Origin of the sequence: Bacteroides salyersiae WAL 10018 = DSM 18765 = JCM 12988 (genome assembly GCF_000381365.1) — a bacterium.
GTDB lineage: Bacteria > Bacteroidota > Bacteroidia > Bacteroidales > Bacteroidaceae > Bacteroides > Bacteroides salyersiae.
Map to the genome: position 1 here is coordinate 2,677,864 of NZ_KB905466.1, position 23,693 is coordinate 2,701,556.

Below are 23,693 nucleotides of genomic sequence, written 5' to 3' on the forward strand. Positions count from 1 at the left end.
CCCGGACAACTGTTTAGAATAAAGTAAAGAGAGAGTATCGTTTTTATTTTTTGATAATTTTCATAGAGGAATTCGTAGAATTACCTTCAACTTTTACCAGATAAATGCCTGCGGTCCAATCGGAAGCTGTAACATCAATGCTGGTTTCGTGGGTTGTTTTCTCAAAAACGACCTGTCCGTTTGCATTAAATACCCGGACGAGTTTGGCGGCATTGTCTTTGGTTGTAATAGTAAAGCCGGACTCGAATATCGCAGGGTAGACATTGACTTTATTATCTTTCACTTCGTTGACAGAAGTTCCTGTGGTCTTATGGAAAGTAATTTCCGGTGACAGGTAGAAAGAGAATCCTGTTTTGTCGAGTTCATTGAAAGGCCAAGGCAGATCCGGAACACAATACCATCCTCCGTTAAGGTTTAATTCTGCAGCTCCGGCAGCATGAATCCGGACATAGGCAGAAGCTACTTTGTCTGCTCTGCGTACGTCATAAGCTAAAGCTAATTTGGTCGTAGCATCCGGCACGATAGACTCATCCAGCTCTATAGATAAATAAAAGCTTCCTTTTACTTTTATAGGTTTGTCAAATTTTATTTTTCTGACAACATTTTCATAGTCTACGGAAACCGAACCGAAAGCGCCACTCATGGTTGTGACATACTCGCCGAATACGTTGTCTGTATCCGGTGCTCCCCATTTGTCGGCGTATAGTCTGACTCTTACCGGTTTACCTTTATTGGTAGTAGCCGCCTTGTATAGATATAATCTGAAATGAACTCCGCTAATGCTTGCTTCGGCTTCTGAAGGCAGTTCGAACTTCTCTGCAAAGGTGGTATAGTATTTATTTATACCGCTTACATAGTCATTGGTACCGGGAACATCTTTTTCCGGTAAAGAGGCTTCGTCATACTTATTTGAACTGTTGCAAACAATGTCTGTAATTTCCTCTTTTCCGAGAACCGTGACATTGACAACATCTGAGAATGAATCCGTATATTTGGCATTTGTGGCATTTAATAACGGTCTGTAATCTCCGCTTTCCGAGTAAGTTACCTCAGGGTTTTCTTCATTCGTAGTTGCCGGATTACCGAATGTATCCCATTGATAATCGGTTGCATACTTTGACTGGTTAATAAATGTAATGGGTTGTCCCGGATATATGTATCGCATATCATCGTTCAAGTGATTGACCGAAGTCGACCATAGCCCGCCATATGCGACATATTTAGCTTCAACCGGGAAAGGATTTTCGTTGTCGTAAACTTCGAAATCATCTATTCCTACTCCATTGGCAGCCGTAGCAGTAAAGCCGAAACCGAAGTAATAGACTCCATCGGTTTGAGGGGTAAAGTCGGCCTCTACCTTTTTCCATTCCTTGTATTTGATATTTTTCAAATCTTTCAATATAATACATTCAGCCTCTTTTGACTGTCCTTTACCAACTGTAAAGCGTACGCTCTCGCTTTTGTTGTCTGATTCGGAAAGTCCCGGAGCCAATAGTTGGAAACTGGCATGATATACTTTGCCGGCTTTCATCTGAAATCCGATGGAATAGGTCCAATTGTCTTCTGTGGCAGAAGAATAAGCACCTAAACAGTTGGGCTCGGAATATATTTCTTTCCAGCCATTGAATGTAGTGACGGCAAAAGCATCTTTTTCGCCTGTACATACCCATCCTTCGGGAACGGTACGGATTTCATAACTGTCAAAGTTGTTGGAATAGGGTAGAGTACCCAACATAGTTGCCCGTGTCTGCGGTACCTGGAATTTTGTTGCTTCCGGTGTGCCTACTTTTTCTGTCTTGTTTCTTTCCGGCTTGATCTGCTGTGCATTCACTTGAAAGCAAGTCAAAGAAACGAATAAAAACATCTGGATGAAAATGTAATAATTCTTTTTCATATTCGTAATTTTTATGTGGTTATTTAATGTATCTGGTGGTCTTGAACCAAACGACGTCGGGGTTATCGTTTCTTCTGAAAGTTATTTCACTCGGACTTTTCAGATTGTCATAGGTCATGTTGTATGGTTCGTCATCGCTCATATAACCCAGCATCATGTCGAAATACTCCATATAGAAATACCGTGCAAAGTCGTCTCCGCCTCCCGCGAAAATGATTTTCATCTGGTCGGCACCTTCAATGGGAATGAAATCCATATAGAAGTTAGCGCTGTATAGCTGTTCGTCGTTGATGGAATAACTGTATATTGTGAATACCTGATAAGAGCCCTGTAGGGAAATTTGTTGCAAAAGTTCCGATCCTTGGCCATTCTGATCCTTTTCCATATTTTCGGCAATTGTACTCCACATCGTGGTCAATCGTGGTCCCATCTGGTTTTTATCAAAGAACCAGTTGCCTTTCTTGGTTACGAAGGCCTCTCCCAAAGGCATTTGTACGATTTGTACTCCGTTTGCTCCTTCATCCGTACAAGTCAGATAAGTGCCGTCTGCCGATGCAGTGAAATGTTGTATTGTTTTTCCCGCAATGGTTACAGGAAATTTGAATTTAATCCCATCCGGTGTATAAATAAAGGCTATACCTTCGGCGGAAGAATTGGTTTTTGCCGGTAGTTTGAACGTTTGATAGCGTCCTATCTCGTCAGATTCTTCCATGTCTATTACTGTGCCGTCTATATTCAGGCGCATGGTAAATCCGGGAAATGCCTGTATCATCTTGTTGAGTCGGTCGCTATAACTCTCCCAGGTCGTACCGGCCGGTAGGGGAATCATCTGCATTTTTACGCCGGTTTTCTTTCCTCTTAATTCGATCCCTTCTTTATTGATGGTAAGAATAACGAATTCATAATCACCCTCATAACCCAATCCGTCCGGGTTCGGGTCAGAAAACTGATGCAATATCCGATTGTATGTGTCAAAACTCAGGACGGGTCCCATATCGGCTTTCACCTGATACATGCTTGTGACCTGTTCGTCCGGCGACTCCAATATGGGCGATTCTGCAGTGACTTTTACTTCTCCCTCTTTGGAAAAAGTCATGTACAGTTGAAAACCTCCGTACTTACTGTCTTCCGGATAGTATTCAAAAATCCAACCGTTTTCCGCACCGGTCAGTATTTCATTACATTCTTGCAACATTGCGTTCATCCTGCGTGCGGAAGAACTGTCGAATATATCGTTTTCATCCGAGCATGAAGAGATGCACAATGTGAATAGGGCGATAAGGATATAAACTGATTTATTCATTGTCCGTCATTTTTTCATTTAAAATTGAATCAATATTTTCAGAGCGTCTGATGATGATCGTTCTTAATTCTTCTATGTCGATGCTCCATGAGGCCATGAGCCATTCTTTAGCCATATCAAACTTGGACTGTATCTTGGCTGCTCCCTCTGTGCCGGCATTTGCCAGCATATTTTCCCAAAAACCATCCGGCTTGACAAGATAGTTTGCTATCACCTCTACGAAATCCTCTTGTGGTTGCATACCTGCATAGGGAGTAACGAATCCCAGTTTCCATGCTTGCAGTTCCGTACGGTTTTGCCAGCCGGTAGAAGAGTAGTCGGCTGCGGATATTTGGTTATATTCCGTAGGATAACTTTTCTTTTGGTGAAGAATATGGGCAAACTCATGGTGCATGGTTTCGAAGTAATATTCATTCAGCATTTCCACGTCCGTAGGATCAATGGAATTCACTTTGTACAATACTACTTTGATACCTTCTTCCGCAGAACCTAAAATCTCCGTTGAAGAAGAGGGATTGATGGCCGACGAGCCGATAAGGAGAATCACCTTAGGAGCGTAGGTCCGCATGAAATCCTTGTTTACTCCGGTCTTGTCGAACATCTCGTCGTATGATTCGAGCCACAGATATTTGATGATCTTTGCCAGTTTCTTGGATTTCTCTACTTCTGCCGGAATATGATTGTACGACATATTGGCTTCTATGTCTTCCAGCCGGTATTTGAAGTCGATGTTGTATTCTTTCACATAATTCCGGAGTAGCCAATTGTCGAACTCTGTGCGTGCCGGAGGATTCGTATCAAAAATACTGTCTCCGAGTTTGTCTTCAGAACAGGAGGAGATCATTCCGCCGGTTAAAAAGATTGCCAATGCGTATAATAAAATCTTTTTCATATTTTTTTTCTGATTTCGTTATTATCTGGGGTTAGGTTGCATGCCGGCTCCGATTACATCTGCCGGTAGTTGTAATGCTCTTCGGGGGTCATCTTTGGTCAGTATGTCATTGGCCTGTCCGGCAATGTTGTGTTCTATCTCTATGCCGAACCGTTTGATGTCAAACCATCTAAGGCCTTCGTGTACCGTTTCTATGCGTCGGAAATGAAGCAGACAATACATAAAGTTGAGTTGTTTACCCGGTTCGATTTCAAACATCGGATGGAGCTCAGGGCGTACTGCCTGGTCTGCTGTTTCATAATAAGAATCGATCCGGTCTTCTGTTAGGGCTTTGACTCCCGGTAAAGTGTGCGAATCATACCAATAGCTCAGGTCTTTTGTCGCGTTGGAATAGTCTTTCATATGAATGTAAGCTTCTGCGCGGCAAAGGAGGGTCTCGTCTGTTGTAAAGACCGTATTCACGATATTCAGATAGCCTATTCCGGAAATGACATCCGTATATTCAATGAAACCATACAATTTGGGATAATAGGATACTTGATCGTTTCCGTATATTTTGAGTGCCTGATAGAGATAATCCGGGGCTACCCATGGTCCGAGGCTCCAGTAGGTGGTCTGCAGTTTAGCGGTGTTCATAGCATATCTGCTATATTGAGATCTCCAATGGTTGTAGTTCCACATGGATGTAGCGGGCATCAGTAAGAGATTGCATGCTAATTCAGATTTGACATAAGCGATACCGCAATCTTTTGCTGCGGCGATACTTTTGTACTGAACTTGATCACGGAGTACTTTTGCCGGATTCTCTCCAATTGCTTTGGTGGCATATTTTATGGCTTTTTCATAGTTGCCGTAATACAAATTGAACCGGGCGGCGAAAGCATATGCCGCTTTCTGATTGAAATGATATTTGATAACGGAACTTTTGTACTTCGTGTCGTCGATAAGGGGCAATCCCTCTTCTATGTCACGGTTTATTTTTTCGTATACTTCGGCAACGGTTCCTCTTGCATATTGTCCGGATACTATCTTTTCCGGCTTTTCCACATAAGGTATTCCCAGATCGACGCTACTTGTCTGGGAATTGTATGCTTTACAAAAAACATTGACTAAGATGAAGTGGGAATAAGCGCGGCAGACAAGGGCTTCTCCTCTGGAGGCAAGCTCGTCTTCGGTTCCTTCTTCAGAATTATTCAGGTATTCCAATGCATGATTGGCGGCAGCTATTGCTTTATAATATTCGTTCCATATGTATTGTGGAGTATCTTGCTGGTTATCGGTGAAATCCTGCCATTTATAACTCTCTTCCACACTTTTATTGAAGGTCATATAGAGCGGTCCGTTATCTGCCACGTTGTCGGACATTAGTTCGGTTATCTGCATATACGTTCCACTGGGGTAGGCGGATACGAGCAGTTGTAACACTTTCTCACTGTTGTCGAGTTCGGTTCTGTTGTCCGGCATCTTATCCAGAAAGCCTTCACAGGAGGATGTGGCCAATAACATTGCTATGGCTGCCAGACCTATTGAGTATTTATTTTGATTTTTCATATTTATTGTCTTTTTTTATAATCCTAATCTTAAAGTTAGAGTAAACTGTTTGGGTACAGGAGAAGCCACCCCGCCGGAACGAAAGAATTCCGGGTCTTGTCCGTTCAATTTAGAATCCGAATAAACGAGGAAGAGGTTGGTTGCCTGCAGTTTCAGTTGCAGATTATTCAGCTTGAATTGCTTGATCCAGGCCGGGTTGAAATCGTATGATAAAGAGATCTCTTTCATCCGGATAAAATCGCCTTTTGCAACGCGGACATCCGAATAGTTATACGCATTATAGGCATATTTTAGATTGGGGATGTCTTGTACCTGGCGTTTGTGAGCTATTACCGGAATGTTGGTATGGGCTTCGTCTCCGGGCACCGTCCATCTGTTCTTAAATTCTTTGGGCATTGCATCCAGATCGGAGTACTCGCTTTTGAATACAGGGTCCAGGCGGACTACATTTCCGAAAGAGTAGGTCATGAAGACATTTAATCTGAAATTCTTGTATGAAAAGATATTTCCGAAACTTCCCGTAATGGTGGGATCGGTAGGACCTTCGTATTTCAGGAAACCTTTTTTCATCGATTCCTGGAAATTGATTTCTGTGATGGTTATCTCTCCGTTTTCATTGATAAAAGTAGGTAGCCCGTCTTCATTCAAACCTTGGAAAGGGATTGAAAACAGTGCACGTACGGGATACCCTTTTTCGGCAAATCCCATTCCGGAGATGAGGCTCATTACTCGTGCTTTAGAGTCCAGTTCGGTTATTTCATTCTTGGATTTTGAGAAGATAAAATCCGTAGTCCACTGAAAACTCTTTGTCCGTATGTTTTTGGTAGACAAGGTCAGTTCGAATCCGCTTGATTTCATAGAAGCCACATTGGCGTATTTCATTCCTTGTCCGCCACTACCTTGTGTATTGATGACTCCGATCAGGTCATAATTATTACGGGTGTAATAGTCTGCACTAAGATTGATCCGATTGTCGATAAAGCCGAAATCAACACCGATATTGAATTCATGCTTTTTTTCATAAGTCAGTTCGCTGTTTTCCAAATCTTCTATTTGCAAACCCGATTCTTTTACATCGGCGAAAGGGCGGTAAGGGGAGTAGTTGCGGTATACCACACGGGAGTTGGTAACAAAGGCCGGGCCCCTGTCGGCAGTCAGACTATAAGAAGCCTTTAGCGTAAAGTGCGACAAGGCCGGAGTCAGTTTCTCAAAAAACTCTTCTTCATGCATGTTCCATGCTAAGGCCGCGTTCCAGGTAGGCAGCCAGCGAGCCGACCGGGCTTTTCCCAATCTGTTGGAACCTTCATAGCGGAGCGTTCCGGTGGCTGTATATTTTCCCATATATGAGTAGGTTGCCATACCGAAGAAGGCAAGGTTCCGGGAATAGGTCAGGTCATTGTAGTAGTATTGGTTATTCTGTTCTATTCCTTGTTTGAATATCAGGTAATCGTAAAAAGGCACCCCTCCTTTTTCATATTGGTAGCCCCAACCTCTTGACCAGTATTGGGTACGGTCGGCCGAGTTCGCTTCTGTTCCGGCAAACAGGTTCATAATATGTTTGTCCTTGAAGCTGGTGTTATAGCTCAGGCTGGCTCTGAAGTCATATCCGAACAACTTGTATTCGTTTTTATCGAAGATACCTCCTTCCGGTAATACGACTACGGGAAGTGAGTTCGGAAGATCCGGATTTTTGTATAGGAGCGGATTCTTATCGAGTATGGTTGCATCTCCTGCGGCACGATATGCCTCGGGTTGATTAGAGTTCTCTTTTATAAGATGATCTTGTGAGGTCATCTGGTATTTTACTGCACCTACAACTTTAGCTTCCAAGCCTTTGATGATTTTCCAATTCAGTTCACCCTGGAATTTGAGATCTACCACATCCAGATCGATGTAGTTTTTGTCCAATTCATTCAGAATGTTGAAAGGGGCATAGTTTCTGGTATAATATACCAGTCCGTTTTCATCTTTCAGAGCTAATGTTCTTGATGTATTCAGCGCATAGCTATATGGGTTGATGTCAAAGTCACGTCTAACTTCTCCGCTCACTACATCTATCTCCTGGCTTAACGTTCCGGGAGCTTTTTGTTTTCTGTAAGAACCGTTGGAAAGCAGCGTCAACGTCAGATTGTCGGACAGGTTGAAGGAAGCATTGGCATTGGCTGTATATCTTTTGACCGAGCTTGCTTTGGTCCAGCCCGGATCATTATAGATACTGATCGAACCGTAGTACTTCGCTTTTTCCGTACCGGAACTGATACTGATCGAGTGATTCATGGTGATGTTGTTATTAAACAATTCGTCAAACCAGTTCGTGTTTCTCATTTCGGCCATCTGAAGGTATCCGGCACGTGCTTCGGGGGTATTTTCCAGTCCCCATGTCTGGGTCTTCGGATTATAATCGTTGATGAGCTGGTACATCTTTCCATAAACTCCGCTATTGGAGGCCCGGTAAGTATCAGAGAAGATCAGCCAGCCTTTTTCTGCCATTTCATTGTAAACACCCATCTGTTCCTGCGAATCCATTATGTTGAAATCGTTATAGTTAGGTTTCAGGCGGGATGTGAATTCACCGGTATAGTTGATCCGGCTGACACCGGCCTGCCCTCTCTTTGTGGTGATTACTACTACGCCCGCCATGGCTCTGGCACCGTATATGGAGGTAGCCGAACCGTCTTTCAGAATTTGAAAACTTTCGATATCGTCGGCACTCAATCCGGCTATTGCAGAACTGATCAAGGTGACGGCGTCGCCGGAAGACAGGTCATCGGCGTTGATTTCAACGGCATCTTCCATGACAACGCCATCGACCACCCATAGCGGTTTGGAACTGCCGTAGATAGAGGTGGCACCGCGTACACGAATCTTCGGGGCAGTGCCGAAAGTACCGGACACATTCTGTACGGATACTCCTGCGGAGCGTCCTTCCAGTGCGCGGCTTACATCGGGTATACCGTCCAGGCGGGCATCTTCTGCTTTCAGTCTGTCGGTTGCACCGGTAAACAGGCGTTTGTCTACTTTTGTCATACCCGTCACGACCACTTCGTCCAGAATCTGCGAATCGGAGTTAAGAACCACCTTTATCGTCCCCTCTTTGATCGGGAGTTCTTTGGTCTCCATTCCGATGTAGGAGACGATCAGGGTTTTTGCCTTTTCCGGAATGTTTATCTGGAAGTGGCCGTCGAGATCGGTGACTGTCCCGACTGTTTCATCCTCTTTAAACCGGATGCTCACCCCTGGCAGACTTTCCCCTTTATCATCTACCACAATACCCGACGCCTGTTTTACTTTCCCTTTCTCGGGAGCTTTACGGGGTTTGAATATCTGGATGTATTTGTCTTTTATTTCATAACTAAGAGATTGTCCTTTCAAAATGATCTCCAATGCTTCGTTGATCGATTTATCCTGGAAACGAACGGTTATTTTCCGTCCCAGGTCTACATCATTCACATTGAACCATAGGGAATAGGTGGTTTTTGCTTTTAGTTGTTCCAAAGCTTCTTTTACTGTTACGTCTTTCAGATCGAGAGAGAAGTTCTTCTCCTGAGCGGAAATGACCTGTGCACAGATTAAAAAACAGGTGATTAAAGCCATTTTCATAAGGGCTTTCCATTCTTTTACATACATCGGCGCTATTATTAAATTATGATTGATTATTTTCTTGATATAATTATTTCATCTCCATCGATCGTGTAATACAGATTGTTGTTGGCGGCCATGATATCCAGTATCTCTGTAATCGTTTCGTCGTTTCGGAAATCGCCATAGAAGCGTTCAGTGCTCAGTTGGCGGTCTTTTATTTCGATTTTCACATTGAATGCCCGTTCCAGATCACGTACAATCTGACTTAGCGGTTCTTCGTTGAAAAAGAGGGTGTTTCGTATCGTTACGCTTGGAACCCGTATGGATGCTGTGGGTTGCCCGGTGACATTGCTCGGGATAACATCCAATATTTCCTGTTTCGGATGTGTCCACATGGCATAACTTTTGGCATCTACGTTTTTCACGGTAACCCGGTTTTCCTTTTTGTTGATGACTGCCTGCTGGTTGGGGATAAGCAGCACGTTTCTTACATTGTTTTCGATATTTCCGACATTCAGGCTACCTTCTACCAAAGTAACCCGTGCACTTTCATCTTCCTTATAAGATTTAAAGTTGAATTTGGTACCGAGTACTTTAATCTTTACCTTTCCGGAAAGTACACTGAACGGGAGTTTCTTATTTTTGGTGACCTCAAAATAGGCTTCGCCGTCCAGAGAAACATTCCGGTTGGAATGACCGAAACTTTCCAGATAAGATAACCGGCTTCCGGAATTCAACCATACAGAGGTTCCATCGGGTAAAGTAACTTTAGATTTGGAGCCATAAGGGATTTCAATTGTTTGTGCCAGGCGAGAGCCTGATGAGCCGGAGCGGGCTATATAGTAGGAACCTGCACCCAGCCCGAATGCTATGGCAAAAACGGCTGCATACCGTATCCAGGAGCGGGGCACGGAATATCGCCTGCTTTCTTTCTGCTTTAGACCGGTCTTTCTGGCGAAGCCGGCATAGGCATCTCCGATTTGTGAGGAGAAGAATTTCTTGTTTTGAGAGATTCGCAATCCTTTTATCAACAGATAATACTCTTTGTACACCTGCTTGTTTTCTGCGCTGTTTTCATACCATGCTTTCAAAACAGCCTCTTCCTCTTTGGATATCTGCTTGGAGAACTGCCTGTTGATAAGATTAAAAATATCGATGTCGTTGTCCATACTTGTCGCCTTTTATAAGTAGGACGTCCGGGAAATACAGTAGGGTAGTGAGAAAAGAACTTTTTTCGATAAAAGTTTTCTTTTTTATCGAAAAAAGTATCACGAAGCTTGTTTAATGCGGATTTTACTGATTAAAAAGATAGAAATATAAGGCTGTAATGGTGAGGAGGTAATCTTTCAGTTCCTCTCTGAATAGGCTGAGTGCTTTTTTGATGTGGTATTTCACCGTATTGACGGAGATGTTCAGCTCATTAGCTATTTCGGCATAGCTCTTGTTTCCATACCGGCTCAGCAGGAATACTTTTTTGCATTCTTCGGGCATCGATTGGATAATTTCTTCTATTTTCTTTTCCAGTTCCGATGAGACGATCTGCTCGAACATCTCTTGATCCGGGATGTAACAGCTCGACGAGCCGATTTCACTTTCAAGGCTGAATACTTCCGCTTCTCTGGACCGGCTTCGTAAGTAATCGATGCATTTATTGTGAACGGAGGTGAGCAGATAGGATTTTACAGAAGTTGAAATGATCAGTTGTTCTCTTTTTTCCCAAATAGACATCATTACATCTTCCACTATGTTCTGGCTGATATAGTAATCTTCTACATATTCATACGCAATGGCGCCCATCAAAGCATAATAATGATCAAAAATGAATTTATATGCATGATGGTCCCCTTCTCTGAGCTTCTTTATCAGTTGCGCATTGTACATGAAAAACGGTCTATTTGGGGTTGTTCATATTTCTAACAGGCTTAATCCTATTCCTTTCACGGTTTTGATATTTACAGACGGATCTTCCGCGAACAGCTTTCTTAGTTTGGTGACAAATACATCCAGGCTGCGTGAAGCGAAGTAATCGTCCTCCGTTCCCCAGAGTTTTTCAAGGATGGTTTCGCGTTTCACTACTTCGCCTTTCTTTTCGCAAAGCATTTGCAATAGTTTTGTCTCGCGGGCTGTCAGTGTTTTATTGGTACCCGATGCGTGTTTCAGGGTAGCATGCTCTGCATCCAGCGTATAGTTCTTTCCTATTTGATAGATACCTTCCGCCATGACCGGTGTTTTCGGGGCCGGTGTTGCGGCGGGTGCTTTCTGCTTCATTTTCATTAAAGCCTGTACGTGTGCATTCAGCTCTTCGGGGAGAAACGGCTTTTTCAGGTAGTTGTTGACTCCCAATTCGTAACCTTTCACCACATCCTTGGGTGAAACACGTCCCGAACTGAAAAGGATAGGGGTATCCGGATCGGTTTCACGAATACGTTTTACCATCTCGTAACCATCCATAACCGGCATTTCGATGTCCGAAACGATTACGTCCGGTTGCCATTCCTGCCACACTTTCAGTCCTTCTTCTCCATTGGCGGCATCTTTTATTTCGTATCCGCCGATCATGTCTTCAAGTCCTCCCCGGATGATGTATCTCAGGTTGGCATCGTCTTCAACCAATAATAACTTTATCATGCTGTTTCTCCGTTATGTTGTGGAATGTTTATCGTAAATTTGCTGTATTCTCCTTCTATGCTTTCCAGCTTTACGCTGCCGTGGTGTGCTTCGACGACATGCAGGACATAGTTCAGCCCGAGTCCGAAACCGGAAGCGCCTCCTTTGCGGTTGCGTATCACGGCCGAAGCGCGTTCGAATTTCTCGAAAATCTTTCCTTGCTCTTTCAAGGGGATGCCCATACCGTTGTCTGTTACACTGATATGGGTATATCCGTCGGTGGAGGCAGAAGAGGATATTTTTATCTGCACACTCTCACCCGAATATTTGATGGCATTGTCTATCAGGTTACTGAGGGCCTCTTTTAGGAATTCTTCGTCAGCGTATGCTTTTTCTTCTTGCAGGTCAAGAACAAATTCCACTTGCTTTTCTGCCTTGGCGGTGAACTTCTCGATCAGGTCTTCGATGATCGGGCGCAGTTCCACTTCTGTTTTCTCAAGTAGCAGTTTTCCTTCTTCCAGTTTCGATAAGGTCAGTACTTTGTTGACCAATGCCAGCAGATGTTCCTCTTCGTCTTCCATGATGTCGAAGTACTTCTCTTTCCGTTCCGGCTTATCGTCGAGTTTTCCACTGCGCAGGATACGTGTGCCCATGAGGATGGAGCTAAGCGGTGTTTTCATGTCATGAATCATGGCATACGAGAAGTCTTCACGTATTTTGGCTATTTTGTTTTGTTTCGCAATCACTTTGATTTGTTGCACCAGGCAATAGATGACGATGAACAGAAGGAGTACGGTTCCTATAAGGAACATACGCATCTGCAGGATGATCATTTTATAAGGATTTTCAATGGTAGCCTGTATACCTTTGGAGAAATCTTCCCGGATAGGGTAGATTTGTGTCTGCATCTTGCTGTGGAGCCGGACGAGATTGTTGTCCTCCGCGAAATCTTCTACGTATTTGTAATGGGCAGAGTCTATTGCAATGGAGTCGATGCGGAAGCGAAGCTTTCCCAGATTGATTTTATCCAGTTCTTCCCGATAACATGAATCCAGTAGTTGATAATCGAGCGGAATGTTGTATTGGTGATGAATGCAATGCAAAGCGGTCACCAAAATCAATCTGTCGGCCAAATCATTCTTTGCACGTACTTTGGTAGAATCGAGCTGGAGTACGGTGCCATTGGGGATATTGTTTTTAAACCGATCGCTGGTCCGTGAGGACTCCTGTAACTGCGCTTCCAGAAAAGCATTGTTTATTTTGTCGTATAATTCATTCTCCAACAGATGGTAGGAGTTGGAAAACCACATTCCCTGTAATGCCATTACCGCAAGGATGGCAATGACAGTAATATAACGAAATAGCGGTTTATTCATACTTTTGTCTTTTAATTTGCTGGCAAATATAACAAATTTCTTCGTTAACGTAACGTTAACCTAACGATAACGTTGTAATAACATTCTTTTTGCAAGCCGCGCCTTACCTTTGTATCATCCGGAATCAGTGATAGGACTGTATGAAGAGTGAAATGTTCCGGTCGGTAGGATCAGAAAGAATGCGATGAGAGAAGACGATACGGAATATGAAAAATCTCCGGTGACTGTGAGCCGTGGCATGAGTGGGACGCAAATCACACTTTGCATGGTTTCATGCGCTTATTCGTTCATAATGTATGAATGGGTTCGCGCACTCTTTTTTCTGCTTTTCTCTAAAAAAGGGAAACGGTCGGTTTCTTTCAGGATGAGAGGACGTTGCCTGTCTGCCCGTTGTCTATGTTGTGAATATCTGCGTGTATGGCAATATGTGGTCGTTTCCTTGATGCCTGCTGTTCTTCTGGGCGTGATTCCTTTGTTTTATGCTTTGCTCTCCGGCAGATATCTGTTACTCCCGGTTGCTGTCCTGTTTCTATTGATGGGGGCGAATGATTATAAGACTGTCTGGCTGCTTCGATATTTTGAGGCGGGGCATTGGGTAAAAAACGACCCTGCACCCCCGGGATGCTGATAACGGATGATAGCATGACGGGGATGCAGGGGGATGAATTATCTTCTCATAAACTTGATGGTAGTTGTTTTCGTTTTGGCGATATACAGGCCGGCATGCAAGTGTTGTACGCTAATATGACTTTCACTTGAAGTGAGCAGGGGCATACCTACACTGTTGTATATAGTCACGGTTTCCTGTTCCGGGTTATTGATGAATCCGTTGAAGTATCCGATTCGGGCGGTGGCTGCGCTGTTTTTTATGCCTACCGGTAATTTGGATGCATAATCGTAATATACGTTCGGGTTCAGCAGATAAGCTGCTGCGTTCTTTAATAGATTGACGGTATTTGTATTGAACAATGTATAGCTGTCTCCTTCGTTGCTTAATCCGATGAGCAGATATTTGGCAGAATTGTCGAGGTTCAGTTCGTGTATATGAACTTTGGCATCGTCTCCGTCAATGGTAGCTAAAGTATGGTTGGCTGTTTCCATTGGAACCGTCCAGCTTGTACCGGTAAAAGGTGCTGAGACATATTGGAATGCGTTGATTACCGTGCTGGGTTGGGCAAGCAATTCCAATTTATCACCGTCGAAAGCTACGTTGGTAAAGATCGGATGGTTTTGCAAAGTTACATTCACATTGCTGTGCATGCGGCCTATTTCCGTATTGTTCGGTGTGGACCAGCTCCATCTGTCTTTGCTATAAGTAAAGGCTTTCAGGTTCAGAATAGGCTTTATGCCTGCCAGATCCGAAGTAGCTACGCCGATCGGGTTATTACCGGCAACACTGGCATGTATCACAATCAGATCGTAATTCCGGTAATAGGCTTCCATGTCTGCCGGTTTAGTTGCCGAGGCATCGAGGAACTGTACGTCATAATCGGCAAAAGCGGATAGAAGCAGACCGTCGTAAGAGGCTGCGGCACCGGTAGCGGTCAGCATGCCTACTGCAATTTTATCTGAAACGATCGCATTTACCGTATATACTGCTTTGCTCCCGTCTTGTGCGGTAACTTCGATGGACAAGGGGCCGTTGGCAAAATTATGCGGATTGCCGCTTTCAAAGTCGGCACTTGCCAGGCTTGAGTTGAGCAGGAAAGTGACAGGCCATTCGCCTGGAATTGTTCCTTTGACGAACTGACAGGTGATTGTTTTGGCTTCATTGTCCACAATGGCTTTTTTTCCGTTGATTGTTGCACTTTTAATCGTATTATCCGGGCTCTTGCTGTTACCGTCATCGTTGGAAAGAAGTTCGGTTGTAGCCGCCAGATAAGCGATGCGCGGACTTCCGCCGCCGGTAAGCGTCATCGGATTCAGGCTGCCGCCGATCTGATAAAGATCTTCTCCGGCAGTAGAAATGGTTACTTTGCGGTAGATACGGAACGATTTGGTTCCGATGGAGGCGGGTATGACGACTCCCTCGCCACCGCTGCGAACCGGAGGCAGTTCGGCTTCTTCATATCCGATAATCGATTGGGCGTCAAAGCTCAGCCCGTCAGAGAACAGGATGATGATACCGCATCCGGAGTCGAGGTCTGCACTGGTTCCGTTCACTTTGACAGAAGCGATATTTTTTTCCGAGCTTTTTTCTGTCAGTGTTCCCTGAATATAGTAGTCATCGCTGGATATATACATGAACGTGTAATTGCCGGAGGTTTCATAGACTCCGTTTTTACTGGTTGTATTCATCATCTTGCTGTTCGAAGCGGAGAAGATCATCTCGTCTATGCTGCCGGCATTGATGGTATATTTGCTGTCGGTAGTAATCAGTGTACCGGTCTGGGCATTTGAAGAAGAATTACCGTCAAAATCTCTTCCTAAGTCCACGCAGGTAGTGGTGAACGAATAGGTACCGGTTTTGAAACTCCATACGCTGCCCGGTGTTGTACCTAAAGTGTTGGTTGCATCCACCCGCCAATAGTAAGTTTTGTTCATTTCCATCTCTCCTTCAAAAGTGAAAGAGGTGGTGGTGAGGTTATTGGCCACTTCTGTCAAGCTGGCTGCATCGGCGCCAAAGAAGAGACTGTAAGAGACATCTCCCGCCCATGGGCCGGTTTCGTTTTCCCATGAAAAATCGACTGAGGTATAAAAGCGGGATACCTCGTTTACGGCAGGAGAGGGAGTATGGCTCTGGTGGGGTATTTGAGGTTCTCCTTCCGTAGCGGTTTTTAGAATTTCCGAGGGAGTCGAAGCATCTAATCCGGCTTTTTGGGTGATGAGACGGAAATGATAAGTTTGGTCTACTAACAGGTTTGTGGCATTGTAGGAAGTGGCATCGGCTTGCAGGGTGGCACAAGTAGTGAACGTTGTTCCGCCGTCGATCGATTGTTCCAATACGATCTGGTCACTTTCCGTAGCATTGTTTTTCCAAGACAGGTTGATCGATGTTTTCGTACGGCCGGTCATTTTCAGATCCGAAGCGCAGCGTACGTAGGCTGCTGTGGGCTTGTCGATGCTGTTGAAGTAATTCTCAATGTTCGGATATCCGTTTGCTCCCAGTTGGAGTGCATCCGATGCGTCGTTTTTGTTCAGTCCGTTTGCATCCTCCCACCAATCGGGTATTCCGTCATTGTCTGTATCCGGTGCTTTGGGGCCTTTACTGATCACTCCGATGTAATTGTATATCTCGTTTTCTCTTTCGTGAACGATTAGCTTTCCTTTTTTTCCATAAGATAATAATTCATCGATCATAAACTGATCTACGGCTGTGCGTGCAGGTAAGGAAGCACCTACTGATGCCACTACCTTATCCAAAGCCTCTTGGGGAGACAGGATACCTCCTGAAATTTCGGGATGTACTTTCGGGATACCGGTGAATGCGCTACGTTCGTTGATGAAGCCGGCATTGCCGTAATCAGAGTTGGTAGTGACTCTTCCATCCAGAACCCCGTCTTTGTTCGTGTCTACGAAGTCATTGTTGTGATATAACTGGAATGTGGGCGTTGCCCGGGTAAAAGGACTGGAACTGTTGGGGCCGGCGATGAAATAGTTACCTTCCAGCCATGCCCATGAAGAGGCTTCCGTATCGCCTAAGATATAACCGTTGCCGCCTCCCCAGTTATAGACTACATTGTTGATAAACTGGTTCAATCCTTTTACTTTCGGATTACGGGTTTTGTTGTCGATGTACAGGCAACCGATGATAGAGACCCCGTTGTTGGTCTGGATCAGACCGCCGGCAGAGTGGGACATGATTCCTTGCCCCATAATCGAATTTTGGATCGTGATATCACCCGGCTCGGTTCCCTTGCCGTCCCAGTTGATGGAAAAGTTCTCATCCAATCCCCAAGCTACAGACAGATGGTCGAAGATCATATTCTGTCCGTTGGCTATGCCGGCGGCATCTTTCCCGGAAGAACCTTTGTCTTTGCCCATGTAGATGCGCAGATAGCGAACGATCAGGTTGCTGGCTCCCGAAAAGGAGACACCGTTTCCATGGATGATAATGCCATCGCCCGGTGCTGTCTGTCCTGCTATGTAGGAATTACCACTGAAGACGAGGCGTGATTTCAGTTTGATTTCACCGCATACGTCAAAAACGATGTAACGTCCGGGCTGGCTTATGGCATCGCGCAATGAGCCGGGGCCGGAATCGTCCAGATTGGTCACATGATATATTTGCGGATTGGCAACCGCACGTGCACCTGTGGCGTATCGTCCGAATCCTTCAGCTCCGGGAAAAGCCAATTGTTGGGCTTGCAGGGATACTGATACAACATTTATCAGTAGAAACAACGATAATAGAAGTAATTTGTTTTTCATTGTACTGTTAATCTAAATTGTTATAAAAAATGATTTAAGCAAAAGGTGCGGGCTATAAACTAACCGGTTATTGATTAGTAAATATGCCAACATGCAAATAAACGGCAAAAAAAAGAAATGGCAAATGTGAGAAATGATACTATTAGTATTGATTTTGACCATTTTGTGCACATTGAGTTATTTTTACCTCGATATAAAACAGAATATCACCTTGTTTTTATCCCCCTTCACCGCCTTCACCTTTTCCGGTCAATCGGCTTATTCATCGGTGTTTGGAGGTGAAGCCCCATTCTGTTTTTTTTATGTATTGTGCAAAAGCCCCTTACGAACGGTGCGTACAGATTGTATGAACAATGCCTAGCGGAGGTAAGCACCGTGCTTACGATTGCTGATGTGCCGTGTTATTTTCTTCGGTGGCGCTTCACCCCGTATGGTCGATGAACAGGGAGATTGACCGGAAAAGGTGAAGACGGTGAAGGGGGCAAAAACTGGTTGAATGAGCGACTTATTGTAGTGTGACGTCGCGGTTCACTGCCGATTGCATGGTGCTTCACTGCCGGTTGCATCACAATAGATTGCCGGTTGCATATTACCAATAAGCGACTATGATTTTTCTTTTTTTTTGAACGATGTATTAACCCGGCATCAATTATCTCTGACCGGAAAAAATAAGGTGAACTCACTGAATTTATTTTCAATACTTTCCAAACTTACTTTACCGTTATGCGCCGTCATCACTCGCTGCACGTAGTTCAACCCCAACCCGAAGCCACCGGCATTGCTTCGTTTGCCGGCATCGGCCCGTTCAAACTTGTCGAATATTTTATTTTGTTCTTTGAAGGAGATTCCTAAACCGTTGTCGTGCACTTTTATTTTTGTGTAATTACTTTCTTCTTCACATACGATGTCTATTTTCACCGTTTCACCGGAATATTTGATGGCATTGTCTATCAAGTTACTAAGAATCTCGCGTAAGCAAAAGGCATCCGCATATACAGAATTACAGTGATGAAATGCTTTTGAAAATTCTACGGGCTTGTGGGTTTTTAGTCGGAACTTCTCTATAAGGTCGTCGATGAGAGGTTCCAGCACGACTGTTTCTTTGTGCAGTTGCAATTCGTCCTTTTCTATTTGAGTCAATAAGATGACGCGATTGGACAGTGTGAGCAGATGATTGCATTCATCGGAAATGGCTTGCAGGTATTTTTTCTTTTTTTCCGCTTGTTCTTCCAGTTTGCCTGTGTTTAATATATGTGCACCCATGAGGATGGTATTCAGTGGTGATTTCATGTCATGAATCATTGCATAGGTGAAATCTCTCTGAAATAGTGCGAGACGGCGTTGCATAAATATCATCTTTACCTGATAGAATACGCAACAGGCAATGAGCAGGAACATAAGCCCCAGTGAAAGAAGCAAGGGCCATAAGGGCATTAATATAAGTACTTGGGGTGAAGACAGCCTTCCTTGTATCACCTTGCTGCTGTCATTGTTCAGAGGGATGAAGCGGGTTGCCAGGTCTGAAATCCTCGCTGCATGGCCGGGGCAGGTACTTTCTTCTGTTTCTCGATCGGGGTAGGTTAATATGTCTATACAGGTGGGGCGGGTGATGCCCGCTTCGTATAGGCGTGCAGTGAATGCCGAATCCATATATTGCAAAGAGAAAGGGGCGGGAGTGGCACAGGAATTTATAGCTTCGAGCATCTTGAGCGCAGAGCGCAGTGTGTAGTTTGCATCTATCGAGTTATACTGATGAAAAACATACACCCTTGTTGCGGGCGATTGGGTTCGGGCTGCTTCCTCTTTTTGTCTTCGGGCAAAGGGTGTGAGGCCGGTTTCGGGATAGTTCAGTATCTCCTTTTTCTCGTCGCTTGCCATATACTGTGGGAACTGGTGATATCCCACTTCCTTGAAGAAAGCCTCTTCGAAATAGGTGTTTACCTCATGCTTTAGGGTCGTATATCCGGTGTGATACAGAAAGCCGAACCAGATAGCCAGTAATAAAAAAGTTCCTGTCAGGCTTATTATCGATAGTATTCTGGAAGAACGTTGTTTCTTTTCCTGACTCTTGCGGGCTGCTTCTTTGGCTGCCGTTAGAGTGTCTTCGGTCATACCGAGCAAAGTATTGCTTTCATTTTCTATTGCTTGCCATTGCTCCAATTCCATTTTCTTCTGAATGCCGGTAACCGGGGTAGCCATGTTTTCGGCCAATTTATAAAAAGATTTTTCTTGTGCTTTGATCGATTGTTGTTGGCGGATGATCCGTTTTATCTGAGAAATGATACTGTATATGACTACGATCATCAAGCCGAATGTCAATAGATAGAATAAGGAGATTTTTTCCAAGATGAGCGTATAAGGAGAAACGATAATGGCTTGTACGGCTATTTGATTGCTGCGGTCGATGAAGAACGGTTCGGATTTCAATACCCCTACTTTCCGGTCGAATGTAGGGTTGGTGCTGTCTAATATCCGATTGATGCCGTTATTTATTTTATTGATTACGACTTCGCTGTCTATATTGTCTATTTTCAGTTTCTTTCTCAATACGGTGGCTAATTCGTCGATAGGGAACTCCACTTTGTATTCTGTTTTTAATATTTGGGCCAGATCCTCGTTTGTTCGCAGATTCTGTTCATCTTGCGAAAGTTTGGAGTTTGGTGCGGTAGGTATGTAGGCGATGGTTGTACCATCGGGATAGGGAAGTTGGTTGGCCAGATTATCGTTGGTTTCGTAAAAGGCAATGGCAAAGTTTTTATTTACGGTAAGTTGCATGGCTTCCATGTTGCTCCGGTAGGCATAGAAGAGTCCTCCGATTTGCAGGATAAGAGTGATGATGAGGCCTATAATCGTAATGATCGTAACTTTTCGGATACGCATGGTCTATATTTTTGTTGCAAAGATAGCATTTTATTTATTTTCTGCTGGTCGGTGAAATAATCCTGCTTGTCGATTTTGCTTTTAAAGGTGTTATGTACATGCTATCTTTGATTATCAATAAATTAAATAGGATTATGAAAACAAATTTTAAAATCGCTTGGCTTATCGCTTTACTGGCGGGTATGCCTCTTTTATTATCAGCACAAGAAAAAGACCGTTCTTCGTTACCGCGTGAAGTTCTTTCGCCCGAGAAGGTAGCCAAACGCGAAACGGATGAGATGAAAAAACAATTGCAACTGACAGAGAAGCAGTATAAGAAAATCTATAAACTTAATCTGAAAGAACAGAAGAAACGGTTTAGTGCGATGCAGAATTCCGAACGGCCGAATCCTCCTATGGACAGACCTCACGGCATGGGCGGAGGACGTCCGCCGATGATGGGCGGAGAGCCACCTGCGATGGGCGGAGGACGTCCGGATAGAGGTGAAAACTCTCAAAGAGAAGATAAAGCTGAGGAAATGCAAGAGGCAGTGGCCGCCAAACAAAAAAAAATAAAGAAGATATTGACAACAGAGCAATATGAGAAATGGCAGGAGATAGGTACTAGGCAGAAAGACAGGCATCCTCAACGTTCGGTTATGAAGGAAGGAGATAATGGATAAAGAAATGAGAGCGTATCCGAAAATTCGGGCACGCTCTCATTCTTTTATTTAAGCAGGTCTTTATTTCTTCTTTTTATAGTATATCCATATGACTGCTATTACTCCAATAAGCAATAGTATCAGTGCGCCATAAGCAATTCCCTCTGTCACATGCAGGCTCTGCGGATCAAAACGCATCTCGATCGTGTGTGTGCCGGCCGGAACATTCATGGCACGCAAAATATAATTAGCACGGGCTATATCCGCCGGCTGGCCATCAACGGTTACCTGCCATCCCGGCTGATAATAGATTTCGGAGAATACGACCACACCGTCTTTGGGAGAAGAAGTCTCATATATCAGGTGGTTAGGCTTGTAGCTGACAAGTTTGACGGTACTTGCTGAGTCGACTTTCAAGCCTTCGGTCACCCCTTTCAGGATATCTTTAAATTTGACATCGACGATGGCCGTATTTTTCAGGTCTACTTTACCTACGGCATCGATCTCTTCGTTGGCATTGTCAACGTATTGCACTTTGTCGACGAACCAGGCATTACCGTACGCGTATGGATTCAGAATAGGGGCTGTTTGTCCCTGCTGGTTGACAGGGAAAATGAAATACTTCGTATTCAGCATATTCAATACCTGGAACTTGCCGGCATCTACACTGTCCATTTCTCCACCGGACGCTGCTACCTCCTTAAAGGCTGCTTGCATTTCGGGTTTGATGTGGTGGTCTATCATTTCCTGATAACGGCGCAATTTGGCGGCATGGTATCCACCGACGCTTTTGTGCCAGTAAGCAGTGTTGTTTTCGTCAAATGTGGAAGTGGCAAAGTTTAGTACCCGGTAATCCAAACTTTTGTCTTGCAGAATCAGTTCATCGGTTTTTGTCTTGTTAAATGTTTCTGTCCGAATGGAACGGGGTACAAACTGGTCATCATGGAGATAACGTTTGTTGACGATCCACATATCCCCCAAACAAAGCAGCGCAATGCCCGCGATGGTAAATGATTTGCGCAACTTGCCCGTTGCATAAAGCCAAAGCAACACACAGCCGATGGCTATGATGATAAAGCTGCGCAGGGCATCGGCACTGACAAGTGCTCCGCGCATGTCTGTAAGGCTGGCCAAAATGCCGGAAAGTTCGTTAGCAGGTATCATCTGCTGGTCGACGGCATTTTGAAGCATCTGAACCTCCCGGGCAGATACAAAACCGGAATTGAGACTACTGGGGGCTATGAACAGCAGTAAGGCAACGCCGGCAGTCAGTACGAAACTAATGCCGAATGCTTTTTTATCTTTCTTCCATATGCCGGGCTCTTCTAAAATGCGCTTTAAGGCAAAGATGGCCAACAGGGGTATTGTGAACTCTGCAATGACGAGAATAGACGATACTGCACGAAACTTGTTGTACATCGGGATATAATCGATGAAAAAGTCCGTCAACGGCATAAAGTTCTTACCCCATGACAGGAGGATGGAGAAGAGTGTTGCTCCGACCAATGCCCATTTCAGAGGCCCTTTTACGATAAAGCATCCTAAGACGAACAGGAATAATACGAATGCGCCTACATAGACGGGGCCTGCTGTCCAAGGTTGGTCACCGAAATATTGCGGGAACGAACTATATAATCCGCCGTACATCGGGTTTGCTTTTTTCATGGCCGTATCGCTTTGGTTGAGGACAGCGCCGGAAGAACCACCTTTAAAGTTGGGAACAAGCAGCGTCCATGTTTCTCCGATACCATAACTCCAGTTTGTAATGTAATCGCGGTCTAATCCGCTACTGGTCTGTTTGGCTGCATCCCCGGTTTGAACCAGTTCGCTTTTACTGCGCATGGTTTCTTTACTGTATGTGTAAGTGTGGTAAAGATTGGTAATATTGGTTGCCACACCGACAAGGGCCGCCACTATTAATATGGCACTTGCCTTGAAGAACTTCGGTAGTGTTTTGTTGCGCCATGCGTCTTCAAAGTAAGCCCCTACAAAAAAGAGGATGACGAACAGGAAGTAATAAGACATCTGTACGTGGTTCGATGTAATCTGTAGGGCAATGAAGACGGCAGTGACAATACCACCTAATAACAGACGCCCCCGGTAGGCAAGGACAATACCGGCCAGAGTAGGCGGTATGTAAGCAAGAGTGATGAACTTCCAGAGGTGTCCGGCGGATATTAATATGAAAAAGTAGGAGGAGAATGCCCACATGATTCCTCCTAATCCGGCAAGCCAGGCCGGTATGCCGAATGCTCGCAGCAAGATGTAGAAACCGAGCATCAGAATAAATGTCAGGCTGACATAATTGGGTAGAAACAGCTGATACACTTTCTGTACCCACTGCAATGGTTTACTCGTGTCGTAAGAGGGGGCTATCTGATAGGTTGGCATACCGCCGAAGATGGAATTTGTCCAACGGGTACGTTCGCCTGTCTGTTCGTAGTACTCTTTGGCTTCTTGTCCGGCACCGGCACCGGCAGCAATATCATGCTGGAACAAAATGCGGTTCTCTATGTCCGCCGGAAAAAAGTAGACGAAGGAAATCAGAATAAATGCCAGAATGGCAATGAGGTCGGGAAGAAATTTTTTCATTTAC

Annotated in this window: 14 protein-coding genes; 2 read left to right on the forward strand and 12 right to left on the reverse strand. The window is 44.5% G+C overall.

The genetic code is table 11. From position 1 onward, the window contains the following. Positions 1 to 43: 43 nt before the first annotated feature. The 9 genes from HMPREF1532_RS09845 to HMPREF1532_RS09885 all read right to left on the reverse strand — a co-directional run bounded on the left by HMPREF1532_RS09845 (position 44) and on the right by HMPREF1532_RS09885 (position 13,205). Positions 44 to 1,894 (reverse strand): T9SS type A sorting domain-containing protein, encoded by a 1,851-nt coding sequence (locus HMPREF1532_RS09845; RefSeq protein ID WP_005928430.1) that lies wholly within the window; start codon positions 1,892 to 1,894, stop codon positions 44 to 46. 19 nt (positions 1,895 to 1,913) lie between these two features. Continuing rightward, positions 1,914 to 3,197 carry a DUF4302 domain-containing protein gene (locus HMPREF1532_RS09850; RefSeq protein ID WP_005928432.1) on the reverse strand — a complete coding sequence of 428 codons (1,284 nt, stop codon included), beginning with the start codon at positions 3,195 to 3,197 and terminating at the stop codon, positions 1,914 to 1,916. Further along, positions 3,190 to 4,089, reverse strand: coding sequence for a zinc-binding metallopeptidase (locus HMPREF1532_RS09855; protein WP_005928436.1), 900 nt, complete (start codon positions 4,087 to 4,089; stop codon positions 3,190 to 3,192). Before HMPREF1532_RS09855 ends, HMPREF1532_RS09850 begins: the two co-directional genes overlap by 8 nt. 21 nt (positions 4,090 to 4,110) lie before the next feature. Continuing rightward, positions 4,111 to 5,640 carry a RagB/SusD family nutrient uptake outer membrane protein gene (locus HMPREF1532_RS09860; RefSeq protein WP_005928439.1) on the reverse strand — a complete coding sequence of 510 codons (1,530 nt, stop codon included), beginning with the start codon at positions 5,638 to 5,640 and terminating at the stop codon, positions 4,111 to 4,113. A 15-nt stretch (positions 5,641 to 5,655) separates the two neighbouring features. Continuing rightward, on the reverse strand, positions 5,656 to 9,267 hold the full coding sequence (locus HMPREF1532_RS09865; RefSeq protein WP_005928442.1) for a SusC/RagA family TonB-linked outer membrane protein: 3,612 nt from the start codon (positions 9,265 to 9,267) through the stop codon (positions 5,656 to 5,658). A gap of 26 nt (positions 9,268 to 9,293) precedes the next feature. Then, positions 9,294 to 10,391 carry a FecR family protein gene (locus HMPREF1532_RS09870; RefSeq protein WP_005928445.1) on the reverse strand — a complete coding sequence of 366 codons (1,098 nt, stop codon included), beginning with the start codon at positions 10,389 to 10,391 and terminating at the stop codon, positions 9,294 to 9,296. Positions 10,392 to 10,515: 124 nt separating this feature from the next. Further along, positions 10,516 to 11,103, reverse strand: a complete 588-nt coding sequence (locus HMPREF1532_RS09875) for an RNA polymerase sigma-70 factor (RefSeq protein WP_005928449.1) — start codon at positions 11,101 to 11,103, stop codon at positions 10,516 to 10,518. Positions 11,104 to 11,127: 24 nt separating this feature from the next. Further along, positions 11,128 to 11,850 (reverse strand): response regulator transcription factor, encoded by a 723-nt coding sequence (locus HMPREF1532_RS09880; protein ID WP_005928451.1) that lies wholly within the window; start codon positions 11,848 to 11,850, stop codon positions 11,128 to 11,130. Then, positions 11,847 to 13,205, reverse strand: a complete 1,359-nt coding sequence (locus tag HMPREF1532_RS09885) for a sensor histidine kinase (RefSeq protein WP_005928454.1) — start codon at positions 13,203 to 13,205, stop codon at positions 11,847 to 11,849. The genes HMPREF1532_RS09880 and HMPREF1532_RS09885 overlap by 4 nt, the downstream gene beginning before the upstream one ends. Positions 13,206 to 13,389: 184 nt before the next feature. On the opposite strand from HMPREF1532_RS09885, the gene HMPREF1532_RS09890 reads away from it, so the two are divergent. After that, a complete protein-coding gene (locus tag HMPREF1532_RS09890; protein ID WP_005928457.1) occupies positions 13,390 to 13,833 on the forward strand; it encodes a DUF3267 domain-containing protein in 444 nt (147 codons plus the stop codon). 38 nt (positions 13,834 to 13,871) lie between these two features. On the opposite strand, the gene HMPREF1532_RS09895 is transcribed toward HMPREF1532_RS09890, so the two are convergent. Continuing rightward, on the reverse strand, positions 13,872 to 17,576 hold the full coding sequence (locus HMPREF1532_RS09895; RefSeq protein WP_005928460.1) for a hypothetical protein: 3,705 nt from the start codon (positions 17,574 to 17,576) through the stop codon (positions 13,872 to 13,874). 645 nt (positions 17,577 to 18,221) lie between these two features. Next, positions 18,222 to 20,456: a sensor histidine kinase gene (locus HMPREF1532_RS09905; protein ID WP_005928463.1), complete on the reverse strand. Its 2,235-nt coding sequence runs from the start codon at positions 20,454 to 20,456 to the stop codon at positions 18,222 to 18,224. Between the two features lie 134 nt (positions 20,457 to 20,590). On the opposite strand from HMPREF1532_RS09905, the gene HMPREF1532_RS09910 reads away from it, so the two are divergent. Then, positions 20,591 to 21,118: a Spy/CpxP family protein refolding chaperone gene (locus HMPREF1532_RS09910; protein ID WP_005928466.1), complete on the forward strand. Its 528-nt coding sequence runs from the start codon at positions 20,591 to 20,593 to the stop codon at positions 21,116 to 21,118. 60 nt (positions 21,119 to 21,178) lie between these two features. Here the strand turns inward: HMPREF1532_RS09910 and HMPREF1532_RS09915 are convergent, their stop codons facing one another. Next, entirely contained in the window at positions 21,179 to 23,689 is a 2,511-nt protein-coding gene (locus HMPREF1532_RS09915; protein WP_005928469.1) for a YfhO family protein, read from the reverse strand. Positions 23,690 to 23,693: the final 4 nt, after the last annotated feature.

Bases quoted from the DNA above. Each gene is read 5' to 3' on its own strand.
- HMPREF1532_RS09875 (WP_005928449.1), bottom strand. From the start codon at position 11,103: ATGTACAATGCGCAACTGATAAAGAAGCTCAGAGAAGGGGACCATCAT.
- HMPREF1532_RS09855 (WP_005928436.1), bottom strand. From the start codon at position 4,089: ATGAAAAAGATTTTATTATACGCATTGGCAATCTTTTTAACCGGCGGA.
- HMPREF1532_RS09885 (WP_005928454.1), bottom strand. From the start codon at position 13,205: ATGAATAAACCGCTATTTCGTTATATTACTGTCATTGCCATCCTTGCG.
- HMPREF1532_RS09895 (WP_005928460.1), bottom strand. From the start codon at position 17,576: ATGAAAAACAAATTACTTCTATTATCGTTGTTTCTACTGATAAATGTT.
- HMPREF1532_RS09890 (WP_005928457.1), top strand. From the start codon at position 13,390: ATGAGAGAAGACGATACGGAATATGAAAAATCTCCGGTGACTGTGAGC.
- HMPREF1532_RS09865 (WP_005928442.1), bottom strand. From the start codon at position 9,267: ATGTATGTAAAAGAATGGAAAGCCCTTATGAAAATGGCTTTAATCACC.
- HMPREF1532_RS09850 (WP_005928432.1), bottom strand. From the start codon at position 3,197: ATGAATAAATCAGTTTATATCCTTATCGCCCTATTCACATTGTGCATC.
- HMPREF1532_RS09860 (WP_005928439.1), bottom strand. From the start codon at position 5,640: ATGAAAAATCAAAATAAATACTCAATAGGTCTGGCAGCCATAGCAATG.
- HMPREF1532_RS09870 (WP_005928445.1), bottom strand. From the start codon at position 10,391: ATGGACAACGACATCGATATTTTTAATCTTATCAACAGGCAGTTCTCC.
- HMPREF1532_RS09905 (WP_005928463.1), bottom strand. From the start codon at position 20,456: ATGCGTATCCGAAAAGTTACGATCATTACGATTATAGGCCTCATCATC.
- HMPREF1532_RS09910 (WP_005928466.1), top strand. From the start codon at position 20,591: ATGAAAACAAATTTTAAAATCGCTTGGCTTATCGCTTTACTGGCGGGT.
- HMPREF1532_RS09845 (WP_005928430.1), bottom strand. From the start codon at position 1,894: ATGAAAAAGAATTATTACATTTTCATCCAGATGTTTTTATTCGTTTCT.
- HMPREF1532_RS09915 (WP_005928469.1), bottom strand. From the start codon at position 23,689: ATGAAAAAATTTCTTCCCGACCTCATTGCCATTCTGGCATTTATTCTG.
- HMPREF1532_RS09880 (WP_005928451.1), bottom strand. From the start codon at position 11,850: ATGATAAAGTTATTATTGGTTGAAGACGATGCCAACCTGAGATACATC.